Annotated in this window: 23 protein-coding genes; 10 read left to right on the forward strand and 13 right to left on the reverse strand. The window is 68.8% G+C overall.

What is annotated here, in order from left to right:
• Nucleotides 1-133: 133 nt before the first annotated feature.
• Genes G7Y54_RS10225 through G7Y54_RS10240 form a run of 4 tightly spaced genes read right to left on the reverse strand, consistent with a single transcriptional unit; the run spans nt 134 to nt 5,048 of the window.
• On the reverse strand, nt 134-1,798 hold the full coding sequence (locus G7Y54_RS10225; RefSeq protein WP_346773641.1) for an MBOAT family O-acyltransferase: 1,665 nt from the start codon (nt 1,796-1,798) through the stop codon (nt 134-136).
• Between the two features lie 42 nt (nt 1,799-1,840).
• On the reverse strand, nt 1,841-2,986 hold the full coding sequence (locus tag G7Y54_RS10230) for a glycosyltransferase (protein WP_165079214.1): 1,146 nt from the start codon (nt 2,984-2,986) through the stop codon (nt 1,841-1,843).
• 48 nt (nt 2,987-3,034) lie between these two features.
• Nucleotides 3,035-3,985, reverse strand: coding sequence for an aminotransferase class IV (locus G7Y54_RS10235; RefSeq protein ID WP_165079215.1), 951 nt, complete (start codon nt 3,983-3,985; stop codon nt 3,035-3,037).
• 16 nt (nt 3,986-4,001) lie between these two features.
• Nucleotides 4,002-5,048: an aspartate-semialdehyde dehydrogenase gene (locus tag G7Y54_RS10240; protein ID WP_165079216.1), complete on the reverse strand. Its 1,047-nt coding sequence runs from the start codon at nt 5,046-5,048 to the stop codon at nt 4,002-4,004.
• Nucleotides 5,049-5,274: 226 nt separating this feature from the next.
• Between G7Y54_RS10240 and G7Y54_RS10245 the strand changes: the two genes are divergently transcribed.
• From G7Y54_RS10245 to G7Y54_RS10275, 7 genes are all read left to right on the forward strand, one after another.
• Nucleotides 5,275-6,291, forward strand: a complete 1,017-nt coding sequence (locus tag G7Y54_RS10245; RefSeq protein ID WP_165079217.1) for an NAD-dependent epimerase — start codon at nt 5,275-5,277, stop codon at nt 6,289-6,291.
• Nucleotides 6,288-8,429, forward strand: coding sequence for a peptidase U32 family protein (locus tag G7Y54_RS10250; protein WP_165079218.1), 2,142 nt, complete (start codon nt 6,288-6,290; stop codon nt 8,427-8,429). Before G7Y54_RS10245 ends, G7Y54_RS10250 begins: the two co-directional genes overlap by 4 nt.
• On the forward strand, nt 8,426-9,226 hold the full coding sequence (locus G7Y54_RS10255; RefSeq protein ID WP_165079219.1) for a methyltransferase domain-containing protein: 801 nt from the start codon (nt 8,426-8,428) through the stop codon (nt 9,224-9,226). The genes G7Y54_RS10250 and G7Y54_RS10255 overlap by 4 nt, the downstream gene beginning before the upstream one ends.
• Nucleotides 9,223-12,399 (forward strand): UvrD-helicase domain-containing protein, encoded by a 3,177-nt coding sequence (locus G7Y54_RS10260; RefSeq protein ID WP_165079220.1) that lies wholly within the window; start codon nt 9,223-9,225, stop codon nt 12,397-12,399. The genes G7Y54_RS10255 and G7Y54_RS10260 overlap by 4 nt, the downstream gene beginning before the upstream one ends.
• A 320-nt stretch (nt 12,400-12,719) precedes the next feature.
• The gene (locus G7Y54_RS10265; protein ID WP_241159458.1) at nt 12,720-14,825 is read left to right on the forward strand and encodes a heavy metal translocating P-type ATPase; all 2,106 of its coding nucleotides are present in this window, start codon (nt 12,720-12,722) and stop codon (nt 14,823-14,825) included.
• A 115-nt stretch (nt 14,826-14,940) separates the two neighbouring features.
• The gene (gene cobT / locus G7Y54_RS10270) at nt 14,941-16,098 is read left to right on the forward strand and encodes a nicotinate-nucleotide--dimethylbenzimidazole phosphoribosyltransferase (protein ID WP_165079222.1); all 1,158 of its coding nucleotides are present in this window, start codon (nt 14,941-14,943) and stop codon (nt 16,096-16,098) included.
• Nucleotides 16,095-17,090 carry an ABC transporter ATP-binding protein gene (locus G7Y54_RS10275; RefSeq protein WP_165079223.1) on the forward strand — a complete coding sequence of 332 codons (996 nt, stop codon included), beginning with the start codon at nt 16,095-16,097 and terminating at the stop codon, nt 17,088-17,090. The genes cobT and G7Y54_RS10275 overlap by 4 nt, the downstream gene beginning before the upstream one ends.
• A gap of 16 nt (nt 17,091-17,106) precedes the next feature.
• On the opposite strand, the gene G7Y54_RS10280 is transcribed toward G7Y54_RS10275, so the two are convergent.
• The 7 genes from G7Y54_RS10280 to rpsF form a co-directional block, all read right to left on the reverse strand.
• Entirely contained in the window at nt 17,107-17,349 is a 243-nt protein-coding gene (locus tag G7Y54_RS10280; protein ID WP_241159456.1) for a hypothetical protein, read from the reverse strand.
• Between the two features lie 11 nt (nt 17,350-17,360).
• The gene (locus G7Y54_RS10285) at nt 17,361-18,356 is read right to left on the reverse strand and encodes a hypothetical protein (RefSeq protein WP_165079224.1); all 996 of its coding nucleotides are present in this window, start codon (nt 18,354-18,356) and stop codon (nt 17,361-17,363) included.
• 39 nt (nt 18,357-18,395) lie between these two features.
• Nucleotides 18,396-18,881 (reverse strand): ribonuclease HI, encoded by a 486-nt coding sequence (rnhA, locus tag G7Y54_RS10290; protein ID WP_165079225.1) that lies wholly within the window; start codon nt 18,879-18,881, stop codon nt 18,396-18,398.
• A 20-nt stretch (nt 18,882-18,901) separates the two neighbouring features.
• Nucleotides 18,902-20,263: a replicative DNA helicase gene (gene dnaB / locus G7Y54_RS10295; protein WP_165079259.1), complete on the reverse strand. Its 1,362-nt coding sequence runs from the start codon at nt 20,261-20,263 to the stop codon at nt 18,902-18,904.
• Between the two features lie 124 nt (nt 20,264-20,387).
• A complete protein-coding gene (gene rplI / locus G7Y54_RS10300; protein WP_165079226.1) occupies nt 20,388-20,927 on the reverse strand; it encodes a 50S ribosomal protein L9 in 540 nt (179 codons plus the stop codon).
• Nucleotides 20,928-20,936: 9 nt separating this feature from the next.
• Entirely contained in the window at nt 20,937-21,200 is a 264-nt protein-coding gene (rpsR, locus tag G7Y54_RS10305; protein ID WP_165079227.1) for a 30S ribosomal protein S18, read from the reverse strand.
• Nucleotides 21,201-21,509 (reverse strand): 30S ribosomal protein S6, encoded by a 309-nt coding sequence (gene rpsF / locus G7Y54_RS10310; RefSeq protein WP_165079228.1) that lies wholly within the window; start codon nt 21,507-21,509, stop codon nt 21,201-21,203. It abuts the gene before it with no gap.
• Between the two features lie 156 nt (nt 21,510-21,665).
• Here rpsF and G7Y54_RS10315 point away from each other — a divergent pair, with 156 nt between their 5' ends.
• The 3 genes from G7Y54_RS10315 to ruvC are packed head-to-tail and all read left to right on the forward strand — an operon-like array spanning nt 21,666 to nt 23,677.
• Nucleotides 21,666-22,316, forward strand: coding sequence for an RlmE family RNA methyltransferase (locus tag G7Y54_RS10315; protein ID WP_165079260.1), 651 nt, complete (start codon nt 21,666-21,668; stop codon nt 22,314-22,316).
• Nucleotides 22,317-22,366: 50 nt separating this feature from the next.
• Nucleotides 22,367-23,104, forward strand: coding sequence for a YebC/PmpR family DNA-binding transcriptional regulator (locus G7Y54_RS10320; protein WP_165079229.1), 738 nt, complete (start codon nt 22,367-22,369; stop codon nt 23,102-23,104).
• A gap of 24 nt (nt 23,105-23,128) precedes the next feature.
• Nucleotides 23,129-23,677: a crossover junction endodeoxyribonuclease RuvC gene (gene ruvC, locus G7Y54_RS10325; RefSeq protein WP_165079230.1), complete on the forward strand. Its 549-nt coding sequence runs from the start codon at nt 23,129-23,131 to the stop codon at nt 23,675-23,677.
• Nucleotides 23,678-23,791: 114 nt separating this feature from the next.
• On the opposite strand, the gene G7Y54_RS10330 is transcribed toward ruvC, so the two are convergent.
• Entirely contained in the window at nt 23,792-24,493 is a 702-nt protein-coding gene (locus G7Y54_RS10330) for an HNH/ENDO VII family nuclease (protein ID WP_165079231.1), read from the reverse strand.
• A gap of 103 nt (nt 24,494-24,596) precedes the next feature.
• Nucleotides 24,597-25,508 carry an SMP-30/gluconolactonase/LRE family protein gene (locus tag G7Y54_RS10335; RefSeq protein WP_165079232.1) on the reverse strand — a complete coding sequence of 304 codons (912 nt, stop codon included), beginning with the start codon at nt 25,506-25,508 and terminating at the stop codon, nt 24,597-24,599.
• Between the last annotated feature and the right edge of the window lie 118 nt (nt 25,509-25,626).

The raw sequence follows: 25,626 nt of genomic DNA on the forward strand, positions 1-25,626 counted from the left end.
TAACTGCTCCATAGCGCATGCCGCCTCATGCCTCATTCGGCGTTTTGGGCTTCGGCGCCCGCCGGGCCCTCGTCTCAGCGAACAGCATCCCACCCGGACCAGCGCGCCCGAGGCAGGGTTGCCGCGCAGGCGCCTAAAACTGGAAGTAGATAAAACTCAGGATGTTTTTGTTGTAAAAAACAAGCGTGCACAACAGCATGACGCCCAGGCACGCATATTTTATATACCTGTGCAGCCCTGTCAGGGGAAGGTCCGCTTGCGCCCTGCGCTGGAAAAACTCTATGACAAAGAGGATGCCGCCCAGGAAGAGGAGGGCTTTAAGCTGCCAGTAATTCGCCGGGAAGAATTCCCAATGTTTCAAGGCATTGCCGGCAAGGGACAATTCCTCGAGGCTGTGCACACGGAAGAAGAACCAGCCGATAAACGCGACGAGGAGAGTCACCAGCCAGCCCAGGGCGCGCCCCAGGGGCTTGCGGGTAAACTCCGGCGGCACGACGAGCCGCCATGCCACGAGGGCCGCGCCCCACCACAGGCCCCAGATGACAAAATTCCACCCGGCCCCGTGCCACAGGCCCGCCAGCCCCATGCAGAGGAGGAGATTCAGCGCCATCCGCCGTGTGCCGTGGCGGTTGCCCCCAAGGGGGATATACAGATAGTCGCGTATCCATGAGCTCAGGGTTATATGCCAGCGGCTCCAGAATTCCCGGGGCTCGGTGGACCAGTAGGGCCGGTTGAAGTTCAGTGAGAGATTAAAGCCCAGCAATTTGGCAAATCCGATGGCCATCAGGCTGTAGGCAAAAAAATCCGCATAAATCTGGAGCCCGAACGCCATTGACCCGAAAATGACGGACCAGCCGTTGGCCGTGGCCTGCCCGAATACGCTGTCCGCTATAAGGCCCGCATGGTCCGCGATGAAAACTTTTAAAAAATAGGCATAGACCAAGAGGCCCACGGCGAGCTCGGCATCCTCGCGGGAGGCAGTTTTGAGGGTCTTGAATTGCGGCAGGAGGCTGGCCGCCCGCTCGATGGGGCCGGCCACCAGCTGCGGGAAGAAGAGCGCGAAGGCGAAAAAATCCACGGGATTTTTTTCGGCGGCCACCTTTTGCTTATATACATCGACCACATAGGCGATCATTTGAAACGTGATGAACGAAATGCCCAAGGGGAGAATAATGGATTTCTCCGTGGAGCCTCCCCCCCCCCCGAGAGCGCCCAGCGTGGAAAGCAAAAACGTGTAATACTTAAAGTAAATGAGCGTCAGGACGATCAGGCTGATGGCAAGCCAGAGAATGAACTTGCCTTTCCTCATCCAAAGTGCGGAAATGTAGGCGATAAAGCAAATCGAGAGCATCAGGAAGAGGTGGGGAACGCTCCACCAGGCATAAAAAATACAGCTGAACCCGAGGATGCACATATTCCTGAGCGGAATATTCCGGATAAAGGGCAAAACGGCAAGGGCGATCCCGAAGAGAAGGAGAAATTCAATGCTGACAAAGCTCATAGGATATTCTCCCGCCCCAGGCCCGGAAAAAGGCCGCCCCCGGCAGGCACGCGCCACCTGAGCGCATGCGGGCCACCGGCGGCGCGCCCGGCATTGCCCCACATGCACACGCCGCTCACCCCATGGCACTGCGGGGAGCGCCCGGGATTGCGGCGTCTCCCCTCTAAAGCGGGGCCTTGCCTTTCGCGCGGGGCCACCGGCGGCCGCTTTCAGGCCCGGGTCACGCGCAAGGCGTGGCGCCCCGTGCCCCGCTTTCGGGAAGCGCGCGGAAATTCCGCCGCCAGGCACTGCGCTCATACTGCCTGGCCTGCCTTTTTGCAAGGCGAAACGCCGTCCCTCTCACTCCCCGAGCGTGCCCTCCAACCCCGCCGCCACTTCGCCGCAGAAGGCGAGAAAGCGCCCCGCCATGGCCTCGAGGCCGATGCCCGGGCGCAGGCTCTCGCCGGCCCCGCGCAGGCGCGCCCGGAGGCGCTCGTCGCGCATGACCGCGATCATGGCCCGCGCCAGAGCCTGGGGGTCGCTTTCGCGGATGCGCACCGCCGCATGCGGGGGCGCCCCGGCAAGGCGCTCGCGGTGCAGGGGACTCAGCGCGCAGATGAGGGGCACGCCGAGCGCTATGCCGGCCCAGAGGGTCTGCGGCACTTCCTCGGGCGAGGTGCCGGGCGCGAGCCACGCCGAGCACTGGCCGAGCACTTCCGGCGGCTGCCCGCCGAGGATGGAGAGCCGGCCGGCCACGCCGAGGCTTTCGGCCTCATGCAGTATCTCCGCAAAGCGCGGGCCCGCGCCGAACATGCGCACTTCCCACGGGGGCAGGTCTTCCCGCTGCCAGAGCGCGGCCATGGCCCGCACCACGGCGAGGGCGCCGGAATCGGGCCCAAGGCTCTCGCCCATGCCGAAGACATGGCGCCCTGTTTCCGGCGCGGGCACATACTCCGCCAGCGGGAGGCCCGGGCCGAGCAGGTCGAGCAGGGCGTCCGGGCGGCGCTTTTCGGGCATGCCGGCCCAGAGTTCATGGAGGCGCGCGCGCACATGCTCCGAGCCGCAGAAGACGCGGCTTGCCGCGCGCATGGCGCGCCCCCGGGCAGTTTCAGGCGCTGGCGGCCGCACGAAAAAGGCATGCGCGAGGTGGGCGCTCCCCTTTTTGCGCATGCCGAGCACGCGGCGCGAAAGGCCCAGGGCCTCTTCGCCCACGGTCTGGATGATGAGGAAGTCGCACCGCCGCTGCCAGCGCCAGAGGCGTACAAGGCCCGCCACATCACCCGCGCCGCCCACGGCGAGCAAGGACAGGCCCCGCTCCTCCGCGCGCTGATGCAGCCACGCCCCCCGCCGGCAGACAAGGAGCGGCGTGAAGCGGCCGTCCTCCCTGAGGCCTTCCGCCATGGCGAGCGCCTGTTCGGCCTCCACGCGCGCGAGCTGCGCGGGAGTTCCCAGAGGGGCGCCGGAGCCGTCCCCCTCCTGCTGGAGCGCCATGAGAAGAATGTGCATCACGTTCCCCGGGGCGCGGCATGCGCGCGGGTTCACAGGACGGCTTTGCTAATAGGGCGTCCCGGTGGCGAGCATGTGCGCGAGCAGGGCGTCCTTGAGCCACAGGGCCACGGGCCCGGGCCGGCCGCGGGTCTCGCCCTCGCCCACCGGGCGCCCGTCAAAGTGGGTCACGGCCACGCAGAGCGTGGCGCTCGTGAAGAGCAGCATCTCCCGCGCGCGGGCGATCTCGTCCCGGTGGATGGGGCCTTCCACCACGGGCATGCGCTCCGCCGCCAGCCTGAGCGCTGCGAGGAGCGTCGTTCCGGGCAGGATGCGCCGTATCTCCGGGCTGCGCAGGCGCCCTTCGGCGTCCACGATGCCGATGTTGGCGATGGCCGCCTCGCCCATGTGGCCCTCCTCGTCAAAGGTCACGGCCACGTCCATGCCCTTCTCCCGCGCCTCGGCCGCCATGAAGACATTGGGCAGATAGTTGGTGTTCTTGATGCGCGCGAGATATTCCTGCTTGGGCGGGATGGCGCTCGTGAAGGCCGTAAGCCCCTTCAGGTAATACTCCTCCGTGGGGAGGCGCGAGGCGAGCGCCACGATGTAGAGCCCGGCCACCGGGCACTCGGCGGGCGAGATGCCGAAGCCGCCCGGCCCCCGGGAGAGGAAGACGCGCACGTCGCAATGGTCGCGCCCGCCGGCCCGGGCCACGTCGAGGATGCGCTCGCGCAGCTCCTCCCACGAACAGGGCGGCGTGATGGCAAGCGCGGCCGCGCCCTCGCGCAGGCGCGCCAGGTGCGCTTCGAGGGCGAAAACGCGGCGCCCGCGGCAGCAGATGCTCTCGAAAAGGCCGTCGCCCCGGTGACAGAGGTGGTCGTCCAGCGGCACGAAGAGCAGGCGACCGTCCGTTGAGATGCGGCCCACGCGCCAGTCATAGAAGGCGAGCACCTTTTCCGCGCCCGGCCTCGGCGCGGCGAGCAGGGCCTCCAGGTACTCCTCGCGGTCGGACGCTTCCATCCCGCTCCTCCGACGCTTACGCGATGAACACGTCCCTGTCGGGCACGCGCACGAGGTCGCGCCGCACCAGCTCCTCGGCGATCTGCACGGCGTTGAGCGCCGCGCCCTTGCGCACGTTGTCGGCCACGATCCACATGTTGAGGCCCTTTTCCACGGATTCGTCCTCGCGGATGCGGCCCACGAAGACATCATCCTCGCCGATGGCATCGGCCTGCATGGGATAGAGCAACTCGCGCGGATTGTCGAACACGCGCACGCCCGGCGCCTGCGAGAGCAGGATGCGCGCCTCCTTGGGGGTCATCTTTTTCTTCGTCTCCACATTGACGGCCTCGCCGTGGCAGTAGAACACGGGCACGCGCACGCAGGTGGCCGTCACCCTGATGGACGGGTCCTCCATGATCTTGACGGTCTCGTTGACCATCTTCATCTCTTCCTTGGTGTAGTCGTTGTCCAGAAAGACATCGATGTGCGGCAGCGCGTTGAACGCGATGCGGTAGGGATAGACCTTGCTTTCCGGGTCGCGGCCGTTGAAGAGGTCGCGCACCTGCCGCTCCAGCTCCTCGATGCCCTTCTGGCCCGTGCCGGACACGGCCTGGTAGGTGGAGACCACCACGCGCGTGACGCCCACGGCGTCGTGGATGGGCTTCAGCACCACCACCATCTGGATGGTGGAGCAGTTGGGGTTGGCGATGATGCCCTCGTGGTTCTCGAGCGCGTCGGGGTTGACCTCGGGCACCACCAAGGGGCAGCGCGGGTCCATGCGCCAGGCCGAGGAATTGTCCACCACCACGCAGCCGGCGTGCGCGGCCAGCGGCGCGAACTTTTCGGAAGTGGAACCGCCAGCGGAAAAGAGGGCGAGGTTGATGCCCTCGAAGGAGTCCTCCTTCAGCTCTTCCACCACAAGCTCCTCGTCGCCAAAGGGCACGCGGCTGCCGGCCGAGCGCGCCGAGGCGAAGGCGCGCACACGGGTTGCCGGGAAGGCCCGGTCATGGAGGGTCTTGAGCATTTCACGGCCCACGGCGCCGGTGGCGCCGACAACGGCGACGGTCAGGTTCTCGCTCATGGCGGTATCGGTCTCCTTCTTGCTTGGCTTTGCCGGAGGTCATGCGGCCCCTGCCGCCTTTCCGCCAGCAAAGTCAGGGGACTATAGCCCCGGGCGCCGCAAAAGGGAAGCGGGCCCGCGCCCCGGCCGCGCAGGCCGCCCCGATCCCCGCAGGGCCGGGCGCCGGCCGCTTGCCCCGCGCCCCTATCTGGCATACTCTCCCGGCTGCCAGCCCAAAGGAGAACTTATGCACGTCCTCGTCACCGGCGCCGCCGGCTTCATCGGCTACCACCTCGCCAAAAGGCTGCTCGCCGACGGGCACACCGTGGTGGGCATCGACAACCTGAACGCCTATTACGATGTGGCCCTCAAGGAAGCGCGCCTCAAGGAGCTGGCCAGGCTCCCCCAGAGCGCGGCCTTCCGCTTCGAGCGCCTCGACCTCGCCGACGGGGACGGCATGGCGCGCCTGTTCGCGGCCGAGCGCTTCACGCATGTGGTCAACCTGGCGGCGCAGGCCGGCGTGCGCTACAGCCTGAAGGATCCGGCCTCCTATATCAGCTCCAACCTCGTGGGCTTCGGCCATGTGCTCGAGGGCTGCCGCCAGAACGGCGTGGAGCACCTCGTCTTCGCCTCGTCCTCCTCGGTCTACGGGCTCAACGCCGCCATGCCCTATTCCACGCGGCACAACGTCGACCACCCCGTGAGCCTCTACGCGGCCACCAAGAAGAGCGACGAGCTCATGGCCCACGCCTACAGCCACCTGTTCGGCATCCCCGCCACGGGCCTGCGCTTCTTCACGGTCTACGGGCCCTGGGGCCGGCCGGACATGGCGCTCCACCTCTTCACCACGGCCATCCTGAAGGGCGAGCCCATCAAGGTCTTCAACGAGGGCCGCATGCGCCGCGACTTCACCTATATCGACGACATCGTGGAGGGCATGGCGCGCCTTCTGCCCATCCCCGCCGCGCCCGACCCGGCCTTCGACGCGGCCGCGCCCAGCCCGGCCGCGAGCTCCGCGCCGTGGCGCATCTACAATATCGGCAATCACGACACCGTGGAGCTTGGCACTTTCATCGACACGCTGGAAAAGGCCCTCGGCAAGAAGGCCGTCCGCGAGCTTTTGCCCATGCAGCCCGGCGACGTGGAATCCACCTGGGCGGACGTGGACGACCTCGCCCGCGTCACGGGCTTCACGCCGGCCACGCCGCTCGCCGTGGGCATCGGCCGCTTCGTGGACTGGTACAGGGAGTATTACGGCGCATGAGCGCGGCCACGCCCGACACGCCGGCGCGCCCCGAGATCCTCGCCCCGGCCGGCGACACGCCCTCTTTCCTGGCGGCGCTCGCCGCCGGCGCCGACGCCGTTTATGTGGGCCTCAAGCATTTTTCCGCGCGCATGGAGGCCGAGAATTTCGGCGTAGGCGAGCTTACTCGCCTCACCGACCTCGCCCACGAGGAGGGCCGCCGCGTCTATGTGGCCATGAACACCCTCATCAAGCCCGGCGAGACCGGCGCGGCCTGGCGGCTCGTGGCGCGCCTCGCCCGGCGCGTTGAGCCGGACGGCCTCATCCTCCAGGACCCGGGCCTCATCGACATCGCCCGCCAGGCCGGCTTCACGGGCGGCCTCGCGCTCTCCACGCTCGCCAATGTGACCCACCCGCTGGCCCTTGAGGAGGCGAAGCGCCTCGGCGCGAGCCGGGTCATCCTGCCGCGCGAGCTCTCCATCGACGAGATCCGCGCCATGGGCGCCGCGTGCCCCGAGGGGCTCGACCTTGAGCTCTTCGTGCAGGGGGCGCTCTGCTATTGCGTGTCCGGGCGCTGCTACTGGTCGAGCTACATGGGGGGCAAGAGCGGCCTGCGCGGTCGCTGCGTGCAGCCCTGCCGCCGCGTCTACAGCGAGGTCGCGCGCCAGGGCGCCCGCCCGCGGGGCAAGGACGCCCCGCGCCGCAAGGGCGCCGGAAACAGCCGTCCCGCGCCTTCAGGGGAAGCGCGCCCGACCCACGCCAAGGCCGGCGGCAAGTCGGGCCGCTTCTTCTCCTGCCGCGACCTCGAGCTCGGGCCGCTGGTCAAGACCCTGCTCGATGTGCCGCACCTTGCCTCGTGGAAGATCGAGGGCCGGAAGAAGGGGCCGCACTACGTCTTTCATACGGTGACGGCCTACCGCCTGTTGCGCGACCATCCCGGCGACCCTGCGGCGCGGAAGACGGCCCAGAACATCCTCGAACTGGCCCTGGGGCGCCCCGGGGTGAAGGCGCGCTTTTTGCCGCAATCGCCGGAGGAGGCCGCCAGCCCGGACAAACAGACGAGCTCGGGCCTGCTCGCCGGCAAGGTCCGCATCACACCCGAGGGCGGCTGCGAGCTCAAGCCGCATCTCGAGCTTTTGGCCGGCGATTATTTGCGCGTGGGCGTGGAGGACGAGCGCTGGCACGCCACGCTCCCCGTGACGCGGCGCGTGCCCAAGGCGGGCACCCTGCGCCTCAAGCTCGCAAAGCACGCCACGCCGAAGGCCGGTACGCCGGTCTACCTCATCGACCGCCGCGAACCCGAGCTCCAGCGCCTGCTCGGCGAATGGCGCAAGCGCCTTGACGCCCTGAAGGAGCCTCCCGCGCAGGATACGGCCCCGCCGGCGGGGGGCCCGCGCCTGCCGAAGCCGGCGCGCCCGCGCCCGCGGCCGGACATGCTGCTCACTTCCGGGGCAGGCCGGGGGAAGGGCGAAAACAGCCGCGCCGGCGGAAGCGCTCCCGGGCGCCGGACCGTGCCCGCGCTCTGGCTCTCGCCGCGCACGGCCGAGCTTTCGCGCACGCTCGTTGGCCGCACGGCGTGGTGGCTGCCGCCCGTGGTCTGGCCCGAGGAGGAGGCCGCGCTCGCCCGCATGATCGAGCGCCTCTGGCGCGAGGGCGCGCGGCACTTTGTCTGCAACTCCCCGTGGCAGCGGGCCTTTTTTCCCGAGAGGCTCCCGGAGGATGCCGACCTTCTGGCCGGGCCCTTCTGCAATATCGCCAATGCCGCGGCCCTCGCCGTGCTGGCGGGCCAGGGCTTCGCCGGCGCCTTCGTGAGCCCGGAGCTTTCGCGGGACGACGCCCTGGCGCTGCCCGCGCAGAGCCCGCTCCCGCTGGGGGCCGTCATCTCCGGCTTCTGGCCCGTGGGGATCTCCCGCTTCGGGCAGGCGGCGCTCAAGCCCAACGAACCCTTCATGAGCCCCAAGGGCGAAGTGTTCTGGACAAGGCGCTACGGCGGCACGCTGTGGATCTATCCGGCGTGGCCGCTGGACCTTTCCGGGCAGCGCCACGAGATGCGGGACGCTGGCTACAGCTTCTTCGCGCGCATGGAGGAGGCGCCGCCGCAGGGCCTGCCGGAGCTTCGCCGCGAGGGCCTGTTCAACTGGAACGGCGCCCTCCTGTGACGGAAGCCCCGCACTACCCGCGCGGGCTCGCGCAGCCGCGGGGCGCCTACCGCTTCGGGCTGGAGGCTTTGCTGCTGGCGGCCTTTGCCGCGCGAATCCTGCGCGAACGGCGCGGCGTGGAGCGGGAATGCGCCGTGGCCGAGCTCGGCACGGGCTGCGGCGCGGCCCTGCTGGGCGTGGCCTTGCAACTTCCCCACGCCATGTGCCTGGGGCTCGAGCGCGAGCCCGTTCTTGTGGAGGCGGCGCGCGCCAATGCCGAGGCGCTGGGCCTTTCCGGGCGCGTCCGCTTTGCTGAGGTCGATGTGGCGGCGCCGCTGCCAGATGCGGCACCACAGGACATAGTGCTCGCCAATCCGCCCTGGGGCCTTGCGGGCGGCGGGCGCCCTTCGCCCTCGGGCCTGCGCGAGACGGCCCTGCGGGCAGAATGCATGCCCGGGGGCGACGCCTTCCCCATTTTTTGCGCGGCGGGCCTGCGCCTCTTGCGCCACAGGGGCGCCTTTTGCTGCATCGTGCCGGCAGTGGCGCTCACACGCATCTGCGCCGCCCTTGAGGGCGCGCGCCTGGGCCTGCGCCGTGTCCTGCCGCTCAGGCCGCACAGCGGGGAGGCCGCGCACCGCCTGCTTTTGCTCGCCCTGAAAGGGGCCTCGGCCGAGCCCGTCCTGTGTTCGCCGCTCACGCTCCACCGCAGGGGCGCGACTTCGGGCTCCTCGTGGACGCACGCGGCGCTCGGCTTCTGCCCCTGGCTCGCGCACGATCCCGCCGCATCCGGCCCGCCGCCCCACGGAGACGCCTTATGAGCTTCATCGCCGACCTGCACATCCATTCCCGCTTTTCCCGCGCCACCAGCACGGCGCTCACCGTGCCGCACCTCGCGGCCTGGGCGGCCTGCAAGGGCATCGACGTGCTCGGCACGGGCGACTTCACCCACCCCCAGTGGCGCGCCGAGCTGCGCGAACAGCTCGTGCCCGAGGCGGAAAGCGGCCTCTACCGCCTCAAGGGCGAGCCCGAGGCGCTGGAGGCCCTGGGGGGGAGCAAGCCCGCCCGACCCGCGGCCACGGAACACGGGGCCGGCCCGCGCTTCTGCCTCCAGGCCGAGATCAGCTCCATCTACAAGCGCGGCGGCCAGGTGCGCAAAGTGCACAATCTCGTCTTCGTGCCCACGCTGGAAGATGCCGACCGCCTCTCGGAACGCCTCGCCCTCATCGGCAACCTCCATTCGGACGGGCGCCCCATCCTCGGCCTCGACTCGCGCGACCTGCTCGAGATCCTGCTGGAATGCGTGCCCGGCGGCGTGCTCATCCCGGCCCATGTGTGGACGCCGTGGTTCGCGCTTTTCGGCTCCAAGTCCGGCTTCGACCGCCCCGAGGACTGCTTCGGCGACCTCACGGAGCATATTTTCGCCCTCGAGACGGGCCTCTCGTCCGACCCGGCCATGAACCGCCTCTTGAGCCAGCTCGACGGCTATGCGCTCATTTCCAATTCCGACGCGCATTCCGGCGCCAATCTCGGGCGCGAGGCCAACCTCTTCGAGGGGCGACCCTCCTATGCGGGCATGTTCGCCGCGCTTCGGGCCACGGCGCGGCGCGAGCCGCAGGACGGCCTCGACTGCCGCTTCCTCGGCACCATGGAATTCTACCCCGAGGAGGGCAAGTACCACCTCGACGGCCACCGGGCCTGCGGCGTGGTGCTCGAGCCCGCCGAGGCGCGGGAGCTTGGCGACATCTGCCCGGTCTGCGGGCGGCCGCTGACCATCGGCGTGCTCCACCGCGTGCTCGAGCTCGCGGACCGGGCGACGCCGCCGGCCCTCGCGCGCGAGCCCGGGGTGCTGCCGCTGGTGCCGCTCGCGGAAGTGATCGGCGAGATCCTGGGCGTGGGCGGGGCCTCGCGCAAGGTACGCGAGCGCTATGGCCGGGCCCTCACCGAGCTCGGGCCCGAGCTCGACATCCTCTGCCGCCTGCCCGAGGCGGAAGTGCGCGCCTGGTGGGAGCCCCTGGGCGAGGCCGTGGCCCGCATGCGCGCGGGCGAGGTGATCCGCGAGGCCGGCTTCGACGGCCAGTACGGCACGGTGCGCCTGTTCCGCCCCGGGGAGCTCGACACCACGGGTGGCGGCCGAGGGCGGCGGCGCCTCCCGGGGCTCAAGGCGCCCAGGCCCGCGGCCCCTGCCAAGGCCGCCGCGCCGCTTGCGCGGGCGCGCGGGAAGCAAGCGGCGCCGGGCGGCATCAGCTATTCCCCGGAGCAACTGGCCGCGCTCAGCGCGGGGACAGATGCCGGGGATGAAGGCCCGGTCTTCGTGGCCGCGGGGCCGGGCGCGGGCAAGACGCGCATCCTCGTGGGCCGCGTGGAGCGGCTGCTCGAGGCAGGCACGCCCCCGGGGGAGATTTTGGCGCTCACCTTCACCCGCCGGGCAGCCGGCGAGATGCGCGAGCGCCTCGCCGCGCGAAAGACGCCGGGCGCCACGCTCCCGGCCTGCGACACCCTGCACGGCCTCGCCTGGCGGCTCATTCGTGAAGCCGCCGGGGAGGCGCAGGCAGCGCTCCCCGTACTCCTCGGCGAGGACGCGGCCCTGCGCGTCTTCGCCACGGCCAATGCCGGGCTCACACGGGCGCGGGCGCGCCAATACTGGGACGCGCTGGCCCTCGCGCGCGAACGCGACGAAAAGCCCGCGAGCGAACTGGCCGAAGCCGCCGCCCGCTATGCGGCCCGCAAGAAGGCGCAGGGCCTGCTCGACTACGGCGACCTTATCGACTGGCTGCTCGACAACGCCCCGGCCCTGCGCGGCCGCTGGAAGCATATCCTCGTGGACGAGGCGCAGGACCTCTCCCCGGTGCAGCTCGGCGCGCTGCGCGGGCTCCTGCCCGGGGACGGCCGCGGCTTTTTCGGCATCGGCGACCCCGACCAGGCCATCTACGGCTTCCGCGGCGCCCCCGGCCAGAGCGCGGAAAGCCTTGCCCGCTTCTGGCCGGGGTTGCGCGTGCTCAGGCTCGGGCAGAGCTACCGCGCAAGCCAGAAGGTGCTCGACACGGCCCGCGCCCTGCTGGCGGACAAGGGCCGCTGCGGGCCGCTCACCGCCGCCCGGCCCCTCGGGGCCGAGCTCAGGCTCTTCGCCGCGCCGGATGCCCGCGCAGAGGCCCGCTGGGTGGCGCAACGCGCGCGGGCGCTCATCGGCGCCACCTCGCACAGCCTGCTTGACGCCGCACAGCCCGCGCCCGGCGGGCTCGACGGCAGCCTCGCGCCGGGCGACATCGCCGTGCTCGTACGCCTCAAGGCGCAGATCCCGCCGCTCATGGCCGCGCTGGAAGCGGCCGGCGTGCCCTGCGCGGCGCCGGCCGCCGAGGAATTCTGGCGCGACGATCTCTGCGGCCGCTTTCTCGCGGCCACCGAAGAGCGCTGGCGCGAAGCCCGCGAGACGGGGCAAGCCCTCGCTCCCCCGCAGGAACTCCTCGCGCGGGCTTGCCCCGCCGGCGAGGACGCACCGGCCACTGCCGGCGAGGCCTACGCCCTGCGCCTGAGCGAGCCCTGGCGGCGGCTCTGCCGCCTCTGGGCCCAGTGCGGCACTTGGGACGCCTTCTTCGAGCGCCTTGCGTGGCTGCACGAGGCCGAACTCGTGGGCGCCAGGGCGGAACGCGTGCGCGTCCTCACCCTGCATGCCTCCAAGGGGCTGGAATTCCAGGCGGTCTTTCTGCCCGGCCTCGAAAACGGCCTCTTGCCGCTCCGGCGCGAGCTGCTCTTCGGCCCTTCGCCCGAAACACCCTCCGAGGGCGCCTTGGCCGAGGAACGCCGCCTGCTCTATGTGGGCCTGACGCGCGCCGCCCGCGGCATCTTTGCGAGCTTTGCCGCGGCCCGCAACCTCTACGGGCGCCAGCTCGCCCTTGAGCCGTCGCCCTTTCTGGAGCATATCCGCGCTTTCTGCCGCGAGAGCACCCTCACCCGGCATGTGCGCCGCAGCGAGGAGCCGCTGTCCTTGCTATGAGCCAGCGCCGCGCAAAAAATTTTTTCAAGGTGCGCTCACGCCCCTTGACTCTATAGCCGCTATAGCACTTATGGTTGACATGGATGTACGCCGGAGCCGCTGAAACGCCCGGCCTAAGGAGAAAACCCATGTCCCAATGCCAGTGCTGCCACGACCATCACGAGCTCCACGGCCACGAGGGCCACGAGCATACTCACGCCGCCCACGACCACGACGGGCACGCCCATTGCCACTGCGACCACAGCCACGAGGCCCGGGCCGCCTTCACCACCCCCGTGCCCGCGTCCACGGCCACGCGCGCGGTCTACCGCATCCCCAACATGGACTGCCCCATGGAGGAGGCGCTCATCCGCAACAAGCTCGGCACCCTCCCCGGCGTGACCGGGCTCGGGTTCAACCTCATGCAGCGCCTGCTCACCGTGGACCACGAGCCCGGTCTCGCGGCCTCCCGCATCGAGGAAGCGCTCCTTGCCATCGACATGGCCCCGGCGCAGCCGGACGCGGCGCCGGCCGCCCCGCAGGCGCTCCCGTGGCGGCGCATCTGCTGGGCCACCGGGCTCGCCGCGCTGGCCGAAGCCGTGGAACTTGGCGCGGAATGGGGGCACTTCCCCGCCGCGATGCAAAACGGGGCGGAATGGGCGGCCGCGGCGCTCTCGCTGGCGGCCATCCTGCTCGCGGGGCTCGGCACCTTCCGCAAGGGCTGGCTCGCGCTCATCAACCGCAACCTCAATATCAACGCCCTCATGGCCGTGGCCGTCACCGGCGCCTTCTGCATCGGGCAATTCCCCGAGGCGGCCATGGTCATGGCGCTCTTCAACCTCTCCGAAGCGCTGGAGGCCCGCGCCCTCGACCGCGCGCGCAACGCCGTGAGCGACCTTCTGGCGCTGGCGCCGGCCACGGCCACCGTGCTCCAGCCGGACGGCGCGTGGCTGGAAGTGCCCGCCGCCGATGTGGCCGTGGGGAGCCGCGTGCGTGTGCGCCCCGGCGAGCGCGTGGCCCTGGACGGCGAGGTGGTGGAGGGCCGCTCCACGGTCAACCAGGCGCCCATCACCGGCGAGAGCATCCCTGTTGAGAAGGCCGTCGGCGACACGGTCTATGCCGGCACCATCAACGAGACCGGGGCCTTCGAGTTCACCGTCACCGCGGCCGCCCGCGACACCACGCTCGCGCGCATCATCCACGCCGTGGAGGAGGCCCAGGCCACGCGCGCGCCCATGCAGCGCTTCGTGGACAGCTTCGCGCGCTGGTACACGCCCGCGGTCTTCGCGCTGGCCGTGGTGACGGCCCTCGTGCCGCCGCTCTTCTTCGGCGCGGCGTGGGCCGGCTCGGTCTACATGGCGCTCGTGCTGCTCGTCATCGGCTGCCCCTGCGCGCTCGTCATCTCCACGCCCGTGACCGTGGTCTCCGGCATGGCCGCGGCCGCGCGCAAGGGCATCCTCATCAAGGGCGGCGCCTATCTGGAGCAGGGGCGCCTGCTCGACCGCCTCGCCCTCGACAAGACCGGCACCCTCACCCGCGGCGAGCCTGTGCAGACGGACTTCGTTCTCCTCGCCGAGGAGGGCCGGCGCGACGAGATCGCCCGCATGGCGGCGAGCCTCGCGGCCCGCTCCGACCACCCGGTGTCGCGGGCGGTGGCGGCCGCGGGCAAGGATCGCGCCCTGCTCGACATGGACGCCGTGGAGGCCCTGCCCGGCGAGGGCGTGGCAGGAAGCGGCGCGGGCCGGCGCTGGTATCTCGGCAATTACCGACTCATGGAGCGCCTCGGCGCGGGAGGGCCGGCCCTCAGGGAACGCATGGGCGCCCTGGAGGCCGGCGGCAAGACCACGGTGGTGCTGGCCTCGGCGGAGCTTGCAAAGCCCGAGGCCGCACGCGCCGAAGCCCTGTTCGCCGTGGCCGACGGCCTGCGCGAGACCAGCGTGGAGGCCGTGGCCGAGCTCAAGGCCCTCGGCGTGCGCACCCTCCTCCTCACCGGCGACACCGAGGCCACGGCCAGGGCCATGGCGAAGGCCGCGGGCGTGGACGAATACCGCGCCGGGCTGCTCCCGCAGGACAAGCTCGCCATCGTGGAGGAACTGGAGCGCACGGGCGCGCATGTGGGCATGGTGGGCGACGGCATCAACGATGCGCCCGCGCTCGCCAAGGCAAATATCGGCTTCGCCATGGCGGCCGGCGGCACGGACACGGCCATCGAGACCGCGGACGTGGCCCTCATGGACGACGACCTGCGCAAGGTGCCGCGCTTCATTCGCCTTTCGCGCGCGACCCACGCCATCCTTGTGGAGAACATCGCCTTCGCGCTCGGCATCAAGGCCGTGTTCTTCACCCTGACCTTCGCCGGCATGGCGACCATGTGGATGGCGGTCTTCGCGGACGTGGGCGCCTCGCTCGTGGTGGTGGCCAACGGCCTCAGGATCCTGCGGAAGTAAGGGCGGAAGTAGGGGCGCAAGCAAGGGCGCAGGCTGGGGGCGCGGGCGCGGCTCCCGGAGGGCAGGCAGGGCATCCGCGCTTGCCCTCGCTCGCCTGAACGGATACTGTCGCGCCATGAATGACACTCTCTCCCAAGGCGGCGGCACGGCTGCGGATGCGTTCTCCCGGCTCTTCCCCGGCGAACGCATCCGGCCCGTGGCCCCCGCGGATCTCGAGGCCGCGCGCGCGTGGCTGGACAGCCTCACCAAGCCCATGGGCAGCCTCGGGCGCCTCGAAACACTGGCGGCCCGGCTCTGGGCCATGGCGCGGGGGCGCCGCCCGCTTGACGTAGGGCCGGCCCTCATGCTCACCGTGGCCGGCGACCACGGCATCGCCGCCCAGGGCGTCTCGCCCTTTCCCCAGACCGTGACCCGCCAGATGGTCGCCAATTTCCTCGCCGGGGGCGCGGCCATCAACGTGCTCTGCGCCGCCAACGGCCTTTCCCTGCGCGTGGTGGACGCGGGCTGCGCGGGCGGCCCCTTCCCGGCGCATCCCCTGTTGCTTGACCGGCGCCAGGGCGACGGCACCGCCGATCTGAGCGCGGGGCCGGCCATGAGCCTCGCGGCCTGCGAAGCGGCCTTGCGCGCGGGCTTCGCCCTTGCGAAAGACGCCCATGCCGAGGGCTTCCGCACGCTGGGCCTGGGCGAGATGGGCATCGCCAATTCCACGGCCGCCACGGCGCTTTATTGCGCGCTGCTCGGCCTCTCGCCCGAAGCCGTGGCCGGCCCCGGCGCGGGCGCCGAACCGCCCATGGTGGCGCGCAAGGCGCGTCTCGTGGCGCAGGCGCTCAGCGTCAATGCCGATGCCGTGGCGCAGGGCCCCGTGGAGACCTTGGCCGCGCTCGGCGGCTTCGAGATCGCCGTCATGTGCGGCGCCATGCTCGGCGCCGCGGCGCAGGGCATGGCCGTGCTCGTGGACGGCTTCATCAGCACCTCTGCCTGCGCGGCGGCGCTCGCCATGGCGCCGGACTTCGCGGGCTATGCCATCCTGACCCATGTTTCGGCGGAGCCCGGCTATGCGGGCGCCATCCGCCGCATGGCGGGACGGGCCGCCCCCCATGCGGGCACCCTGGACTGGGGGGAGCCACTGCTTGCGCTCGGCCTGCGCCTCGGCGAAGGCACGGGGGCGGCGCTGGCCTGGCCGCTGGTGAAGAGCGCGTCCGCCATCTGCAACGACATGGCGACCATGGCTTCGGCCGGGGTCAGCGCCCGGGAAGAGGACAGGCTCGCGTGAGCGCGCCCGGGCTCCGATCGGGCGCCGACACGCCCCTTCTGGAGGTGCGGGACGTGGCCCGCTCCTTTGCCGTGCGCCGGGGCCTTTTTGGCGAAACGCGCAGCCTGCGCGCCGTGGACGGCGTGAGCTTCACGCTCGCGGGCGGCGAGAGCCTCGGCCTCGTGGGGGAATCCGGCTGCGGCAAGTCCACCCTCGGGCGGCTCACCTGCGGGCTGCTCAGGCCCGATGCGGGCGAGGTCCTGCTGGAGGGCCGTCCCCTGCCTCAGGCCGGCGCCGGGAGCTGGAGCGCCGGGCGTCTCCAGATGGTCTTTCAGGACCCGGCCTCGTCCCTCAACCCGCGCCTTAAGGTGCGCGCCTCGGTGGCCGAGCCCCTGGCCGCGGCCGGCGTGCCCCGGCCTGAACGCCGCGCCCGCGCCGAGGAGGCCCTGGCGGCCGTGGGCCTCGCCGGCGCCGGGGAGCGCTATCCGCACGCCTTTTCGGGCGGCCAGCGCCAGCGCATCGCGCTTGCGCGCGCCCTCGTCACCCGGCCGGACATCATCGTGTGCGACGAGCCGGTCTCAGCGCTCGACGCCTCGGTGCAGGCGCAGATCCTCAACCTGCTGCGCGACGCGCAGGAGCGCTTCCGCCCGGCCTATCTCTTCATTTCCCACGACCTCGCGGTGGTGGGCTTCATGTGCCGGCGCATCCTTGTGATGTATCTGGGGCAGATCGTGGAGGAGGCCAGCGCCGAACGCCTCTTCGCCGGGCCCGCGCATCCCTACAGCCAGGCCTTGCTCGCGGCCATGCCCGCCGGCGAGCGGGACTGGGCGCGCGGCCGGGGCCTCGACGACCTGCCCCCGCCCCTGCGCGGCGAGCCGCCGAGCCCGCTTTCGCCGCCCGCGGGGTGCCGCTTTCATCCGCGCTGTCCGCGCGCGGAGGCCATCTGCCGCGCAACGCCGCCGCCGTGGAAAGAGCTCGCGCCGGACTGGCGCGCGCGCTGCCATTTTGCCTGAAAAAACGGATGCTCCCCTAGCCCGCGGAGGTCACCACCCGCACCAGAAGCTCGTCCCCGGGCCAGACGCGGCGGTCGGGCGTGAGCAGTTCGCCACCGCGCACCACCAGGGCGGTCTCTTCCATGAGGCCGAGCGCCTCCAGCAGTTGCCGCGCCGTCTTGGGCCGGCGCAGGGTGAGGCGACGCTCCTCCGGCTGGAGGAGCACGGTGACGGTATTTTCCCGAAAGTCCGCTCCGGCGGGCGGCGTGTCGTCCATCATGCTTCCCCCTTTTAGGTGCGCGTCCAGAGATAGTAGACCCAGGTCATGAACGCCATGCTGGCCGCCCGGAGCGCCTGGTTGGCGAGGATGAGGCGCAGGGCCTCGGCCGGGCGGAAAAAGCCCGCATAGGCCGGGAACTGGTGCCGGATGGCACGCACCGGCGTGGAGAGGATATTACCGGCAAGCAAGGCCAGCACCACGTCGCGCGCGTCGAGGCCCCCGGCCTCAAGCAGGCTCCCGGCAGCGCCGAGGGCCGCGCCGAGTTCGGCCGCGAAATGGAGCACGATGACGCCCACGGCCTGCGGCTTCAAAAAGCTGAGCCAGTCCATATGGCCGGCGAGCCACGCCTCCAGCGCGGCGAAGGCGCCGAGCCGCTGGAGCGCGTACATGAGGATGTAGACCGGCACCGTGAAGCCCACGAGCCTCGGAAGCCGCCGCCGGAAGCGTCGCCACGCCTTGTCCAGCGCAGGCCGGGGGCCTGTCCCGGCCTGGGGCTGCTCCGGCGCGGGAACGGCGCCGGCCATGCCGCTCTGCCCCGGCGCGGGCAACAGCGCCCGGCCGAGAAAGACGGTAAAGGCGGTGCGCACCGCCGCGGCCACGAGGGTCAGGCCCACATAGACGACGGCCGGCAGCCCGAGCACCGGCCACGTGAGCAGGAAGATGGCCGGCGTGTGCACGAGGTAGGCGGGCAGGCTGTTGAAGAGGTTGGCGAGCATGAGCTCGCGGCCCGAAAGCTCGCCCGCGTCCCGCCGGCCGGCGAGCAGGGCATTGGCCGATGCCGGCGACACGAAGGCCAGGGCAAAGGCCGCGCCGGCCACCGGCGGCATGTGCGCGGCGCGGGCCAGCGGCTGGGCGAGCCGGGCGAGTCCCCGCGTCCAGTTGAGAGCCTCGAGCACATTGGCGACGAGGAGGCCCAAGGCGAGCCCGAGCACAAGCCGCAACAGCGGCCAGATAAGGGAATGCCAGAGCGCGGCCCCGTCCGCGAGCCACGAAACAGGCTCAGCCACGGGCGCCCCCGCCACGTGCCCGGCACGGCGCGGGCCTCGTCACTTGCGGGCGCCCTCGGCCACAAAGCCCGCATCGGCCGGCAAGTCCGGGCGCCCGGCGCAGGCCCGGGCCAGCTCGTCGCAACGCTCGTTTTCCGCATGGCCGGCATGGCCGCGCAGCCAGTGCAGCCGCACCTCATGCCGCTCCAAAAGGGGCACCAGCCGCTGCCAGAGGTCGACATTGAGCACGGGCTTCTTGTCCGCCTTGACCCAGTTTTTCTTTTGCCAGGAGTCGAGCCAGCCCTTCTCCACCGCATTGCGCACGTATTGCGAATCCGTAGAGAGGTCCACGGCGCAGGGCTCTTTCAACGCCTCGAGCGCGGCGAGGACGGCCATAATCTCCATGCGGTTGTTGGTGGTGCGCCTGAAGCCGCCCGAGAGCTCCCGCCGCGCCCCGGTGTCGGGATGCGTGAGCACCGCGGCCCAGCCCCCGGGCCCGGGATTGCCGAGGCAGGAGCCGTCCGTATGGATGATGACATGCTTCATGGCGCTGCCTCCACCGCCGGTCAGGCACGGCTTTCCGAGGGGCCGGGCGCCCAGTCGGGCGCCATGGTCTCGAAGGAGGTGTAGGGCGAGAGATACATGAGCTCCACCGCGCCCACCGGCCCGTTGCGCTGCTTGCCGATGATGATTTCCGCAACCCCCTGCGGGGGCCGCTCCGAGGGCTTCTGGTACTTGTACACGTCCTCGCGGTAGACGAACATGATCACGTCCGCGTCCTGCTCGATGGCGCCGGATTCGCGCAGGTCGGAGAGCATGGGCCGCTTGTCGCCGCGCTCCTCCACCTTGCGGTTGAGCTGCGAGAGCGCCACCACCGGGATGTCCAGCTCCTTGGCGAGGCCCTTGAGGGAGCGGGAGATGTCCGAGATCTCGAGCTCGCGCGAGTCGGTGCGGCGGCTCGTGCGCATGAGCTGGAGGTAATCCACCACCACGAGCCCGAGGCCTTTCTCCGCCTTGAGGCGGCGCGCCCGCGCGCGCAGCTCCAGCGTGGAGAGGGCCGGCGTGTCGTCGATATAGACCGGCGCGCGCGAGACCACGTCCGCCGCGGTGTAGAGGCGCTGCCAGTCATCGTCCGTGAGCTGCGAGGGGCGCCTGAGCTTGGAGAGATCCACCTTGCCCCACACGGCGAGCATGCGCTGCATGAGCTGTTCCTTGCTCATTTCCAGCGAGAAGATGCCCACGGGCACCTCCTGCTCCACGGCCGCGTGCAGGGCCATGCAGAGCGCAAAGGCCGTCTTGCCCATGCTCGGGCGCGCGGCCACGATGATGAGGTCCGAGGGCTGGAGGCCGGCGGTCAGCGTGTCGAGGCGCCGGTAGCCCGTGGTCACGCCCGTGACCACGTCGCGCGCATCCGCGAGCTTGGAGAGGTTCTCAAACACCTTGTCCAGCAGCTCGCGCGTGGGCGAAAAATCGCGCCTGGCCGTGCGCCGGGACACGGCGAAGACCGCCTGCTCGGACTCGTCCAGAAGCGCGTCCACCTCGCGCGAGGCGTCGTAGCAGTTGCCGATGATGCCGGAGCACACGTCGATGAGCCCGCGCTGGAGCGCCTTGTCGCGCACGATGCCCGCGTAATATTCGGCATTGGCGCCCGAGACCACGGCCTGCGCGAGGTCCGCGAGGTAGACGGCCCCGCCGGCTTCCTCCAGAGCGTTCATGGCCTTGAGCTGCTCGGCCGTGGAAACGAGGTCGATGGGCGCGGTCTTGGAATAGAGCTCGAGAAAGGCGCGGAAGATGACCGTGTGCGCGGGGAGGTAGAAATCCGCGGGCACGAGGATATCCGCGATGGAGTGCATGAGCTGCGGCCGCATGAGCAGGCCGCCGAGCACGGCCTGCTCGGCCTCGGCACTGTGCGGCGGCACGCGGCGCACGAGGTCGGCCTGGGCGCTGGCCGACCTGTCAGCGCCGGAAGCGGCCCCCCGGTGGCTGCCTCCAGAAGGAACGCCCCCGGCCTTGCGGCCGGGGGCGTCGGAAGCGTTACCGGCCTGCGCCACCCTAGGCCCCGGCTTCGGCCTCGGCCACGGCTTCGACAGCTTCGGCCACAGCCTCGGCTTCGGCGGCGGCAAGCTCCTCTTCCGTCACCTCGGGCTGGTGGTCGGAAACCACCTGCACCGGCACCACGGCGATGACATCGGCGTGCAGGCGCACGCGCACGGGGTGCTCGCCCAGGGTGCGGATGGGCGCGTCCATGAGAATGCGGCGGCGGTCCACTTCGAGCCCCTGTTCGGCGATGGCGTCGCCGATGATGGTGCTCGTCACCGAGCCGTAGAGCTTGTCGTTCTCGCCCACGTGCATGGGGATGACCACCTTGAGGGCCTCGAGGCGGGCGGCGAGGCCGCGCGCCTCGGCGCGCAGGGCGTCCATGCGGGCCTGAAGCTTGTTGCGCTCCTGCTCGAAGACCTTGAGGTTGGCCGGGCTCGCCACCATGGCCAGCCCCTGGGGCAAAAGGTAGTTGCGCCCGTAGCCGGGCTTCACCTCGACCACATCGCCAAGATTGCCGAGATTTTCCACATCGGCGCGAAGAATGAGTTTCATGGGCGCCTCCTAGATGTTGCTCTTTTTCTTGACGCCGGAATCGTGCGTGGCCGTGTAGATGAGCATGGCCATCTGGCGGGCGCGCTTGATTTCGCGCGTCAGCTCGCGCTGGTGGCGGGCGCAGGTGCCGGTGATGCGGCGGGCGATGATCTTGCCGCGCTCGGTGATGAAGTCCTTCAGGACTTCGGGATTCTTGTAGTTGAGCGGCAGTTCCTTGTCGGCGCAGAAGCGGCAGAACTTGCGGCGCGGGGCGAACTTCTTCTTGAAGGCCATTTACGCATCCTCCCCGGCCGCTTCGTCGGCCAGCTTGACGGTGAGGAACTTGAAGATGCCGTCGGTGATACGGATATTGCGCTCCAGCTCGGCCACGAGCGGCGCCGGGGCCTCGTAGACGAGGCGCACATAGAAGCCGCGCATGAGCTTCTTCACGGGATAGGCGAGGTCGCGCATGCCCCACTGGTCCACCTCGACCATTTTGCCGCCTTCGCGCTCGATGATGCCCGTGAGCGCGGCCAGGATGCCCTCGCGGCTCTCGGCCGAAAGCTCCGGCGAGAACAGGAGGAGGGTCTCGAACTTCCGCATGATGCTTCTCCTTGTGGATTGACAGCTCGCACCAGAGGTACGGGCAAGGAACCAAGACTGATACCCGCCAAAGGGGCTGCTGTCAACCGGGGGCGCCGGGGGGAACGGGCGCGCCCCTTGGCGGCGCCCGGAAAAACGTGTATGCTGTTCCGCTGCATGAAGGAATACCGCGACCACTACTTTCTCAAGGCCAAGCGCGAGAACTATCCGGCCCGCTCCATCTACAAGCTGCGCGAGCTGGACGCCCGCTTCCGCCTGCTTGCGCCCGGCATGCGCGTGCTCGACCTGGGCGCGGCCCCGGGCTCGTGGTCACTGGGCGCGGCCGAGCGCGTGGGCAAGCGCGGGCGCGTGCTCGCCTGCGATATCCAGGAGACGACCACGGCCTTCCCGCCGCAGGTGGTGTTCATGGTCTCCAACGCCTTTGAGCCCACGGCGGCATTCGCGGCCGCCATGGCGGAGACCGGGCCTTTCGACCTCGTCATGAGCGACATGGCCCCCTCCACCACGGGCACGCGCTTCACGGACCAGGCGCGCTCGCTGGAGCTCGCGCGGACGGCCTTCGAGACGGCGCGGAGGCACCTGAAGCCGGGCGGCAATTTCGTGGTCAAGATCTTCATGGGGCCCGACGTGGGCGAACTGCTCGCGCCCATGCGCCGGGCCTTCCGCAAGGTCACGACCTTCAAGCCCAAGAGCTCGCGCGCCGAGAGCAAGGAAACCTTTTTCACGGGCCTGGGCTTCAAGGGCGCGGCACCTGCGAGGGACGCCGCCGGGGCTGCGGAACCCGCACCAGGCGACAACGCCGGCTAGGGCCGGCGCGGGAATTTTCGGCACTTTTTTCACCCACACGGGGAGGTCATATGTCCGGTCACAGCAAATGGGCCAACATCCAGCACCGCAAGGGGCGCCAGGACGCCAAGCGCGGCAAGGTCTTCACCAAGGCCGCCAAGGAGATCATCATCGCCGCCAAGAACGGTGGCGACCCGTCCGGCAATCCGCGCCTGCGCGCGGCCATCGCGGCGGCCAAGGCCGTCAACCTGCCGAAGGACAAGATCGAGGCCGCCATCCGCAAGGGCACCGGCGAGGACGCGGGCGGCGACATCGCCGAAGCCTTCTACGAAGGGTACGGCCCGGGCGGCATCGCCATCATGGTGGAGGTGGCCACGGACAACAAGAACCGCACCGTGGCGGAGGTACGCCACCTCTTCACCAAGCACGGGGGCGCCATGGGCGAGAACGGCAGCGTGGCCTGGATGTTCGAGCGCAAGGGCGTCATCGCGGTGCCGCGCGCCGATTACGCCGAGGACGCCATCATGGAGGTCGCGCTGGAGGCCGGCGCCGACGATGTCATCGATGACGAGGACGTGTGGACCATCCAGACGGCCATGGCCGACTTCGCGGCCGTGCGCGACGCGCTTGAGGCGGCCGGCGTTGCCATGGAATCCGCGGAGCTCGCCATGGTGCCGGCCAACCTCGTGGCCGTCAACGCCGAGACGGGCGTGAAGCTGCTCAGGCTCATGGACGCGCTGGACGACAATGACGATGTTCAGAACGTCTACGTGAACGCGGACTTCCCGGACGACATGCCGGCGGACTAGCTGACTCGGGCGCGCCCCACCGGGATGGCGACCATCACCGTCATCGGCATCGACCCCGGCTCGCAGCGCACGGGCTGGGGCGTGGTGCGCGAGGTTTCGGGCGTGCTCTCGCTCGTGGAGTGCGGCGTGGTGCGCACGCTGGGCGGCCGCGGGCGCGAGGATGCGGCCGGGGGTGCGGAGAGCGGCTTTTCCCGCCGGCTTGCGCGCATCTATCACGAGCTCGCCGCCATCCTCGGGCGCCACAGGCCCGACCAGGCGGCCATGGAGCAGGTCTTCACCGCCAAGAACGCGGCCAGCGCCCTCAAGCTCGGGCAGGCGCGCGGGGCGGCCGTGGCGGCCTGCGCCGCCGCCGGGCTGGATGTGGCCGACTACGCCCCCACCCTTGTCAAGAAATCCCTCGTGGGCACTGGCCGCGCCGAAAAGGAACAGGTGGCCTTCATGGTGCGCCGCCTGCTCAATGTGCGCGACGAGGCAGCCGCCAAATGGCCGCTGGACGCCTCGGACGCGCTGGCCGTGGCCATCTGCCACCTGGGCATGCGCCGTTTCGCCGCGCTCCGGATCCAAGGCGGTTGAGGCTTTCTCGAACCCCTCAATAAGGCGTGTTGTCCTTCCCCTAGGCCATCCATAAGGTTTCCCATGCTGCTGTAGAACCCACGAAGGTAAATTTAAGGGGTAAAATAAACCAATCTAGTTCAAACAGAACTGTGTTGCCCTTTTCTGCCAATATTGGCGTCGCCATTTATCAAAATCTGCTCTCTGAATTTCGCTCATATTTGTGTGATTATGGAGATCAGAATAATTTTGTGAATGTTCATCAAACAATATTTCCATTATTATCCCATCTTCTTCTTGTAAAATATGATGAAGTTGAATAGCTTTACAATTTTTATCAAAAGGAGCATTCCCTAATTTCATTGAGTCACAACTAGTTTTTCCAGAACACCTTATAGCAACATCAATAATATTATCCCGTTGCGCTACAGGTTTATTATTCACTTCTTTAATTTTGGAGTTTTTTAAAATATTTTTTTCTATGGATGAAATATTTCTCGGAAAAAGAAATTGACGTATCTTTCTAATAAATTTAATTTTACTCATATGTTTCCAAAGCCACCTCACAATACTAAATATACCTTGACCTGTAGAACGTATTATTGCTGGATTTAAAACAGCACTTGCTGCTCCAAAACCTGGCTCTAATTCATCTTTTGAAAAAATAATTTTGGAAAGGCTTCCATCATTTTGTATCTCGTATAATTCTGAATCGATCATAATAACTTTATTATCATCATCATAAATATAGGTAAAATCATGATTATCTGAAGATAATGCTATATTTTCACCACAGATAATTAAAAAAATAAGAAATATGCCAACCTTATACCGCATATTATATCTCCAATCTTCCTATTAGCTACTCATCTTTTAGAGTAAAGGGGCGCCGCTCCCCCAGGAACGGCGCCCTTTTTCATTTTCGTTCAGCCCGAAAGCCTTACGGACGCTTGGGCGCGCCCTTGGGCGTCATGGAATAGCGGTAGATCTCGCTGATTTCCTTGTCATAGCCGGGATAGAAGCCCTTGCCCATGCCAAGCACGATGCGCGCGCCGCGGTTCATGAGCACGAGCAGGTCGCCGCTGGCCGGGTCGACGCAGAGGCCCTCGATCTCGCCCTGCTTGATGGCCTCGTCCAGGGTCTTTTCCAGCACCACGGGGGCGTTGGTGGCCGAGCTCACTTCCACGCGATAGATGTGGTCGGGCTCGTTGTCGTCGGCCGTGCCGTCGTCGGCGGTCACGAAGAGCGCGCCGTCCACATAGTAGACGCCCTGCACCCACTGCGGCACAGGCTGGAGATGCACCTTGCGCAGGTACTTGCCGTTGAGGTCGTATTCATAGAGATAGCGGCCGCTTTCCTCGCCCACCCAGGAGCACATCCACACCGTGCCCTTGACCGGGTCGACAGTGATGCCGGAGACTTCCTCCTGGCCGGACTTGGGCTCGAAGGCGAAGGTGCGCTTCAGCTTCAGCGTTTCCGCGTCATGCACGGCGATCTGGATGTCCTTGCCCACGCCATCCATGAAGTTCTCGGCGCTGATGTAGAGCTCGCCGTTGTAGATGTCGATGTCGCCGATGTGGTTGGACGGGATGGAGTAGCCCTCGAAAGGCTTGGTGTTCTCCTTCACCAGCTTGCCGTCCATGTCATACTTGTAGAGCGCGGTGCTGCCGCTCACGTAGATGAACTTGCCGTCGCAGGCCACGCCCTGGCGGCCAGCCACCGGGATGACGCTTTTCAGCTTGTAGACGTACTTGGGGCCCGGGATCTTGGGGCCGTTCACGGGCGCGGCGGACGCCATCTGGGGGAAGACCAGGGCCAGGGCCAGGGCGGCAAGCGCCAGGAATTTGGGCATGGAACACTCCTTCCGTCTTCAGGTTGGCGGCCGCAAAATGCCGCTTCCGCCTGCACGAGCCCTGCGGTTCGGCAGGATGGCCGGCCAGGGGCCCACAGCGGGCGCCGCTCCGGCCCGC

Source organism: Desulfovibrio sp. ZJ746, assembly GCF_011039155.1.
Lineage (GTDB): Bacteria > Desulfobacterota > Desulfovibrionia > Desulfovibrionales > Desulfovibrionaceae > Desulfovibrio.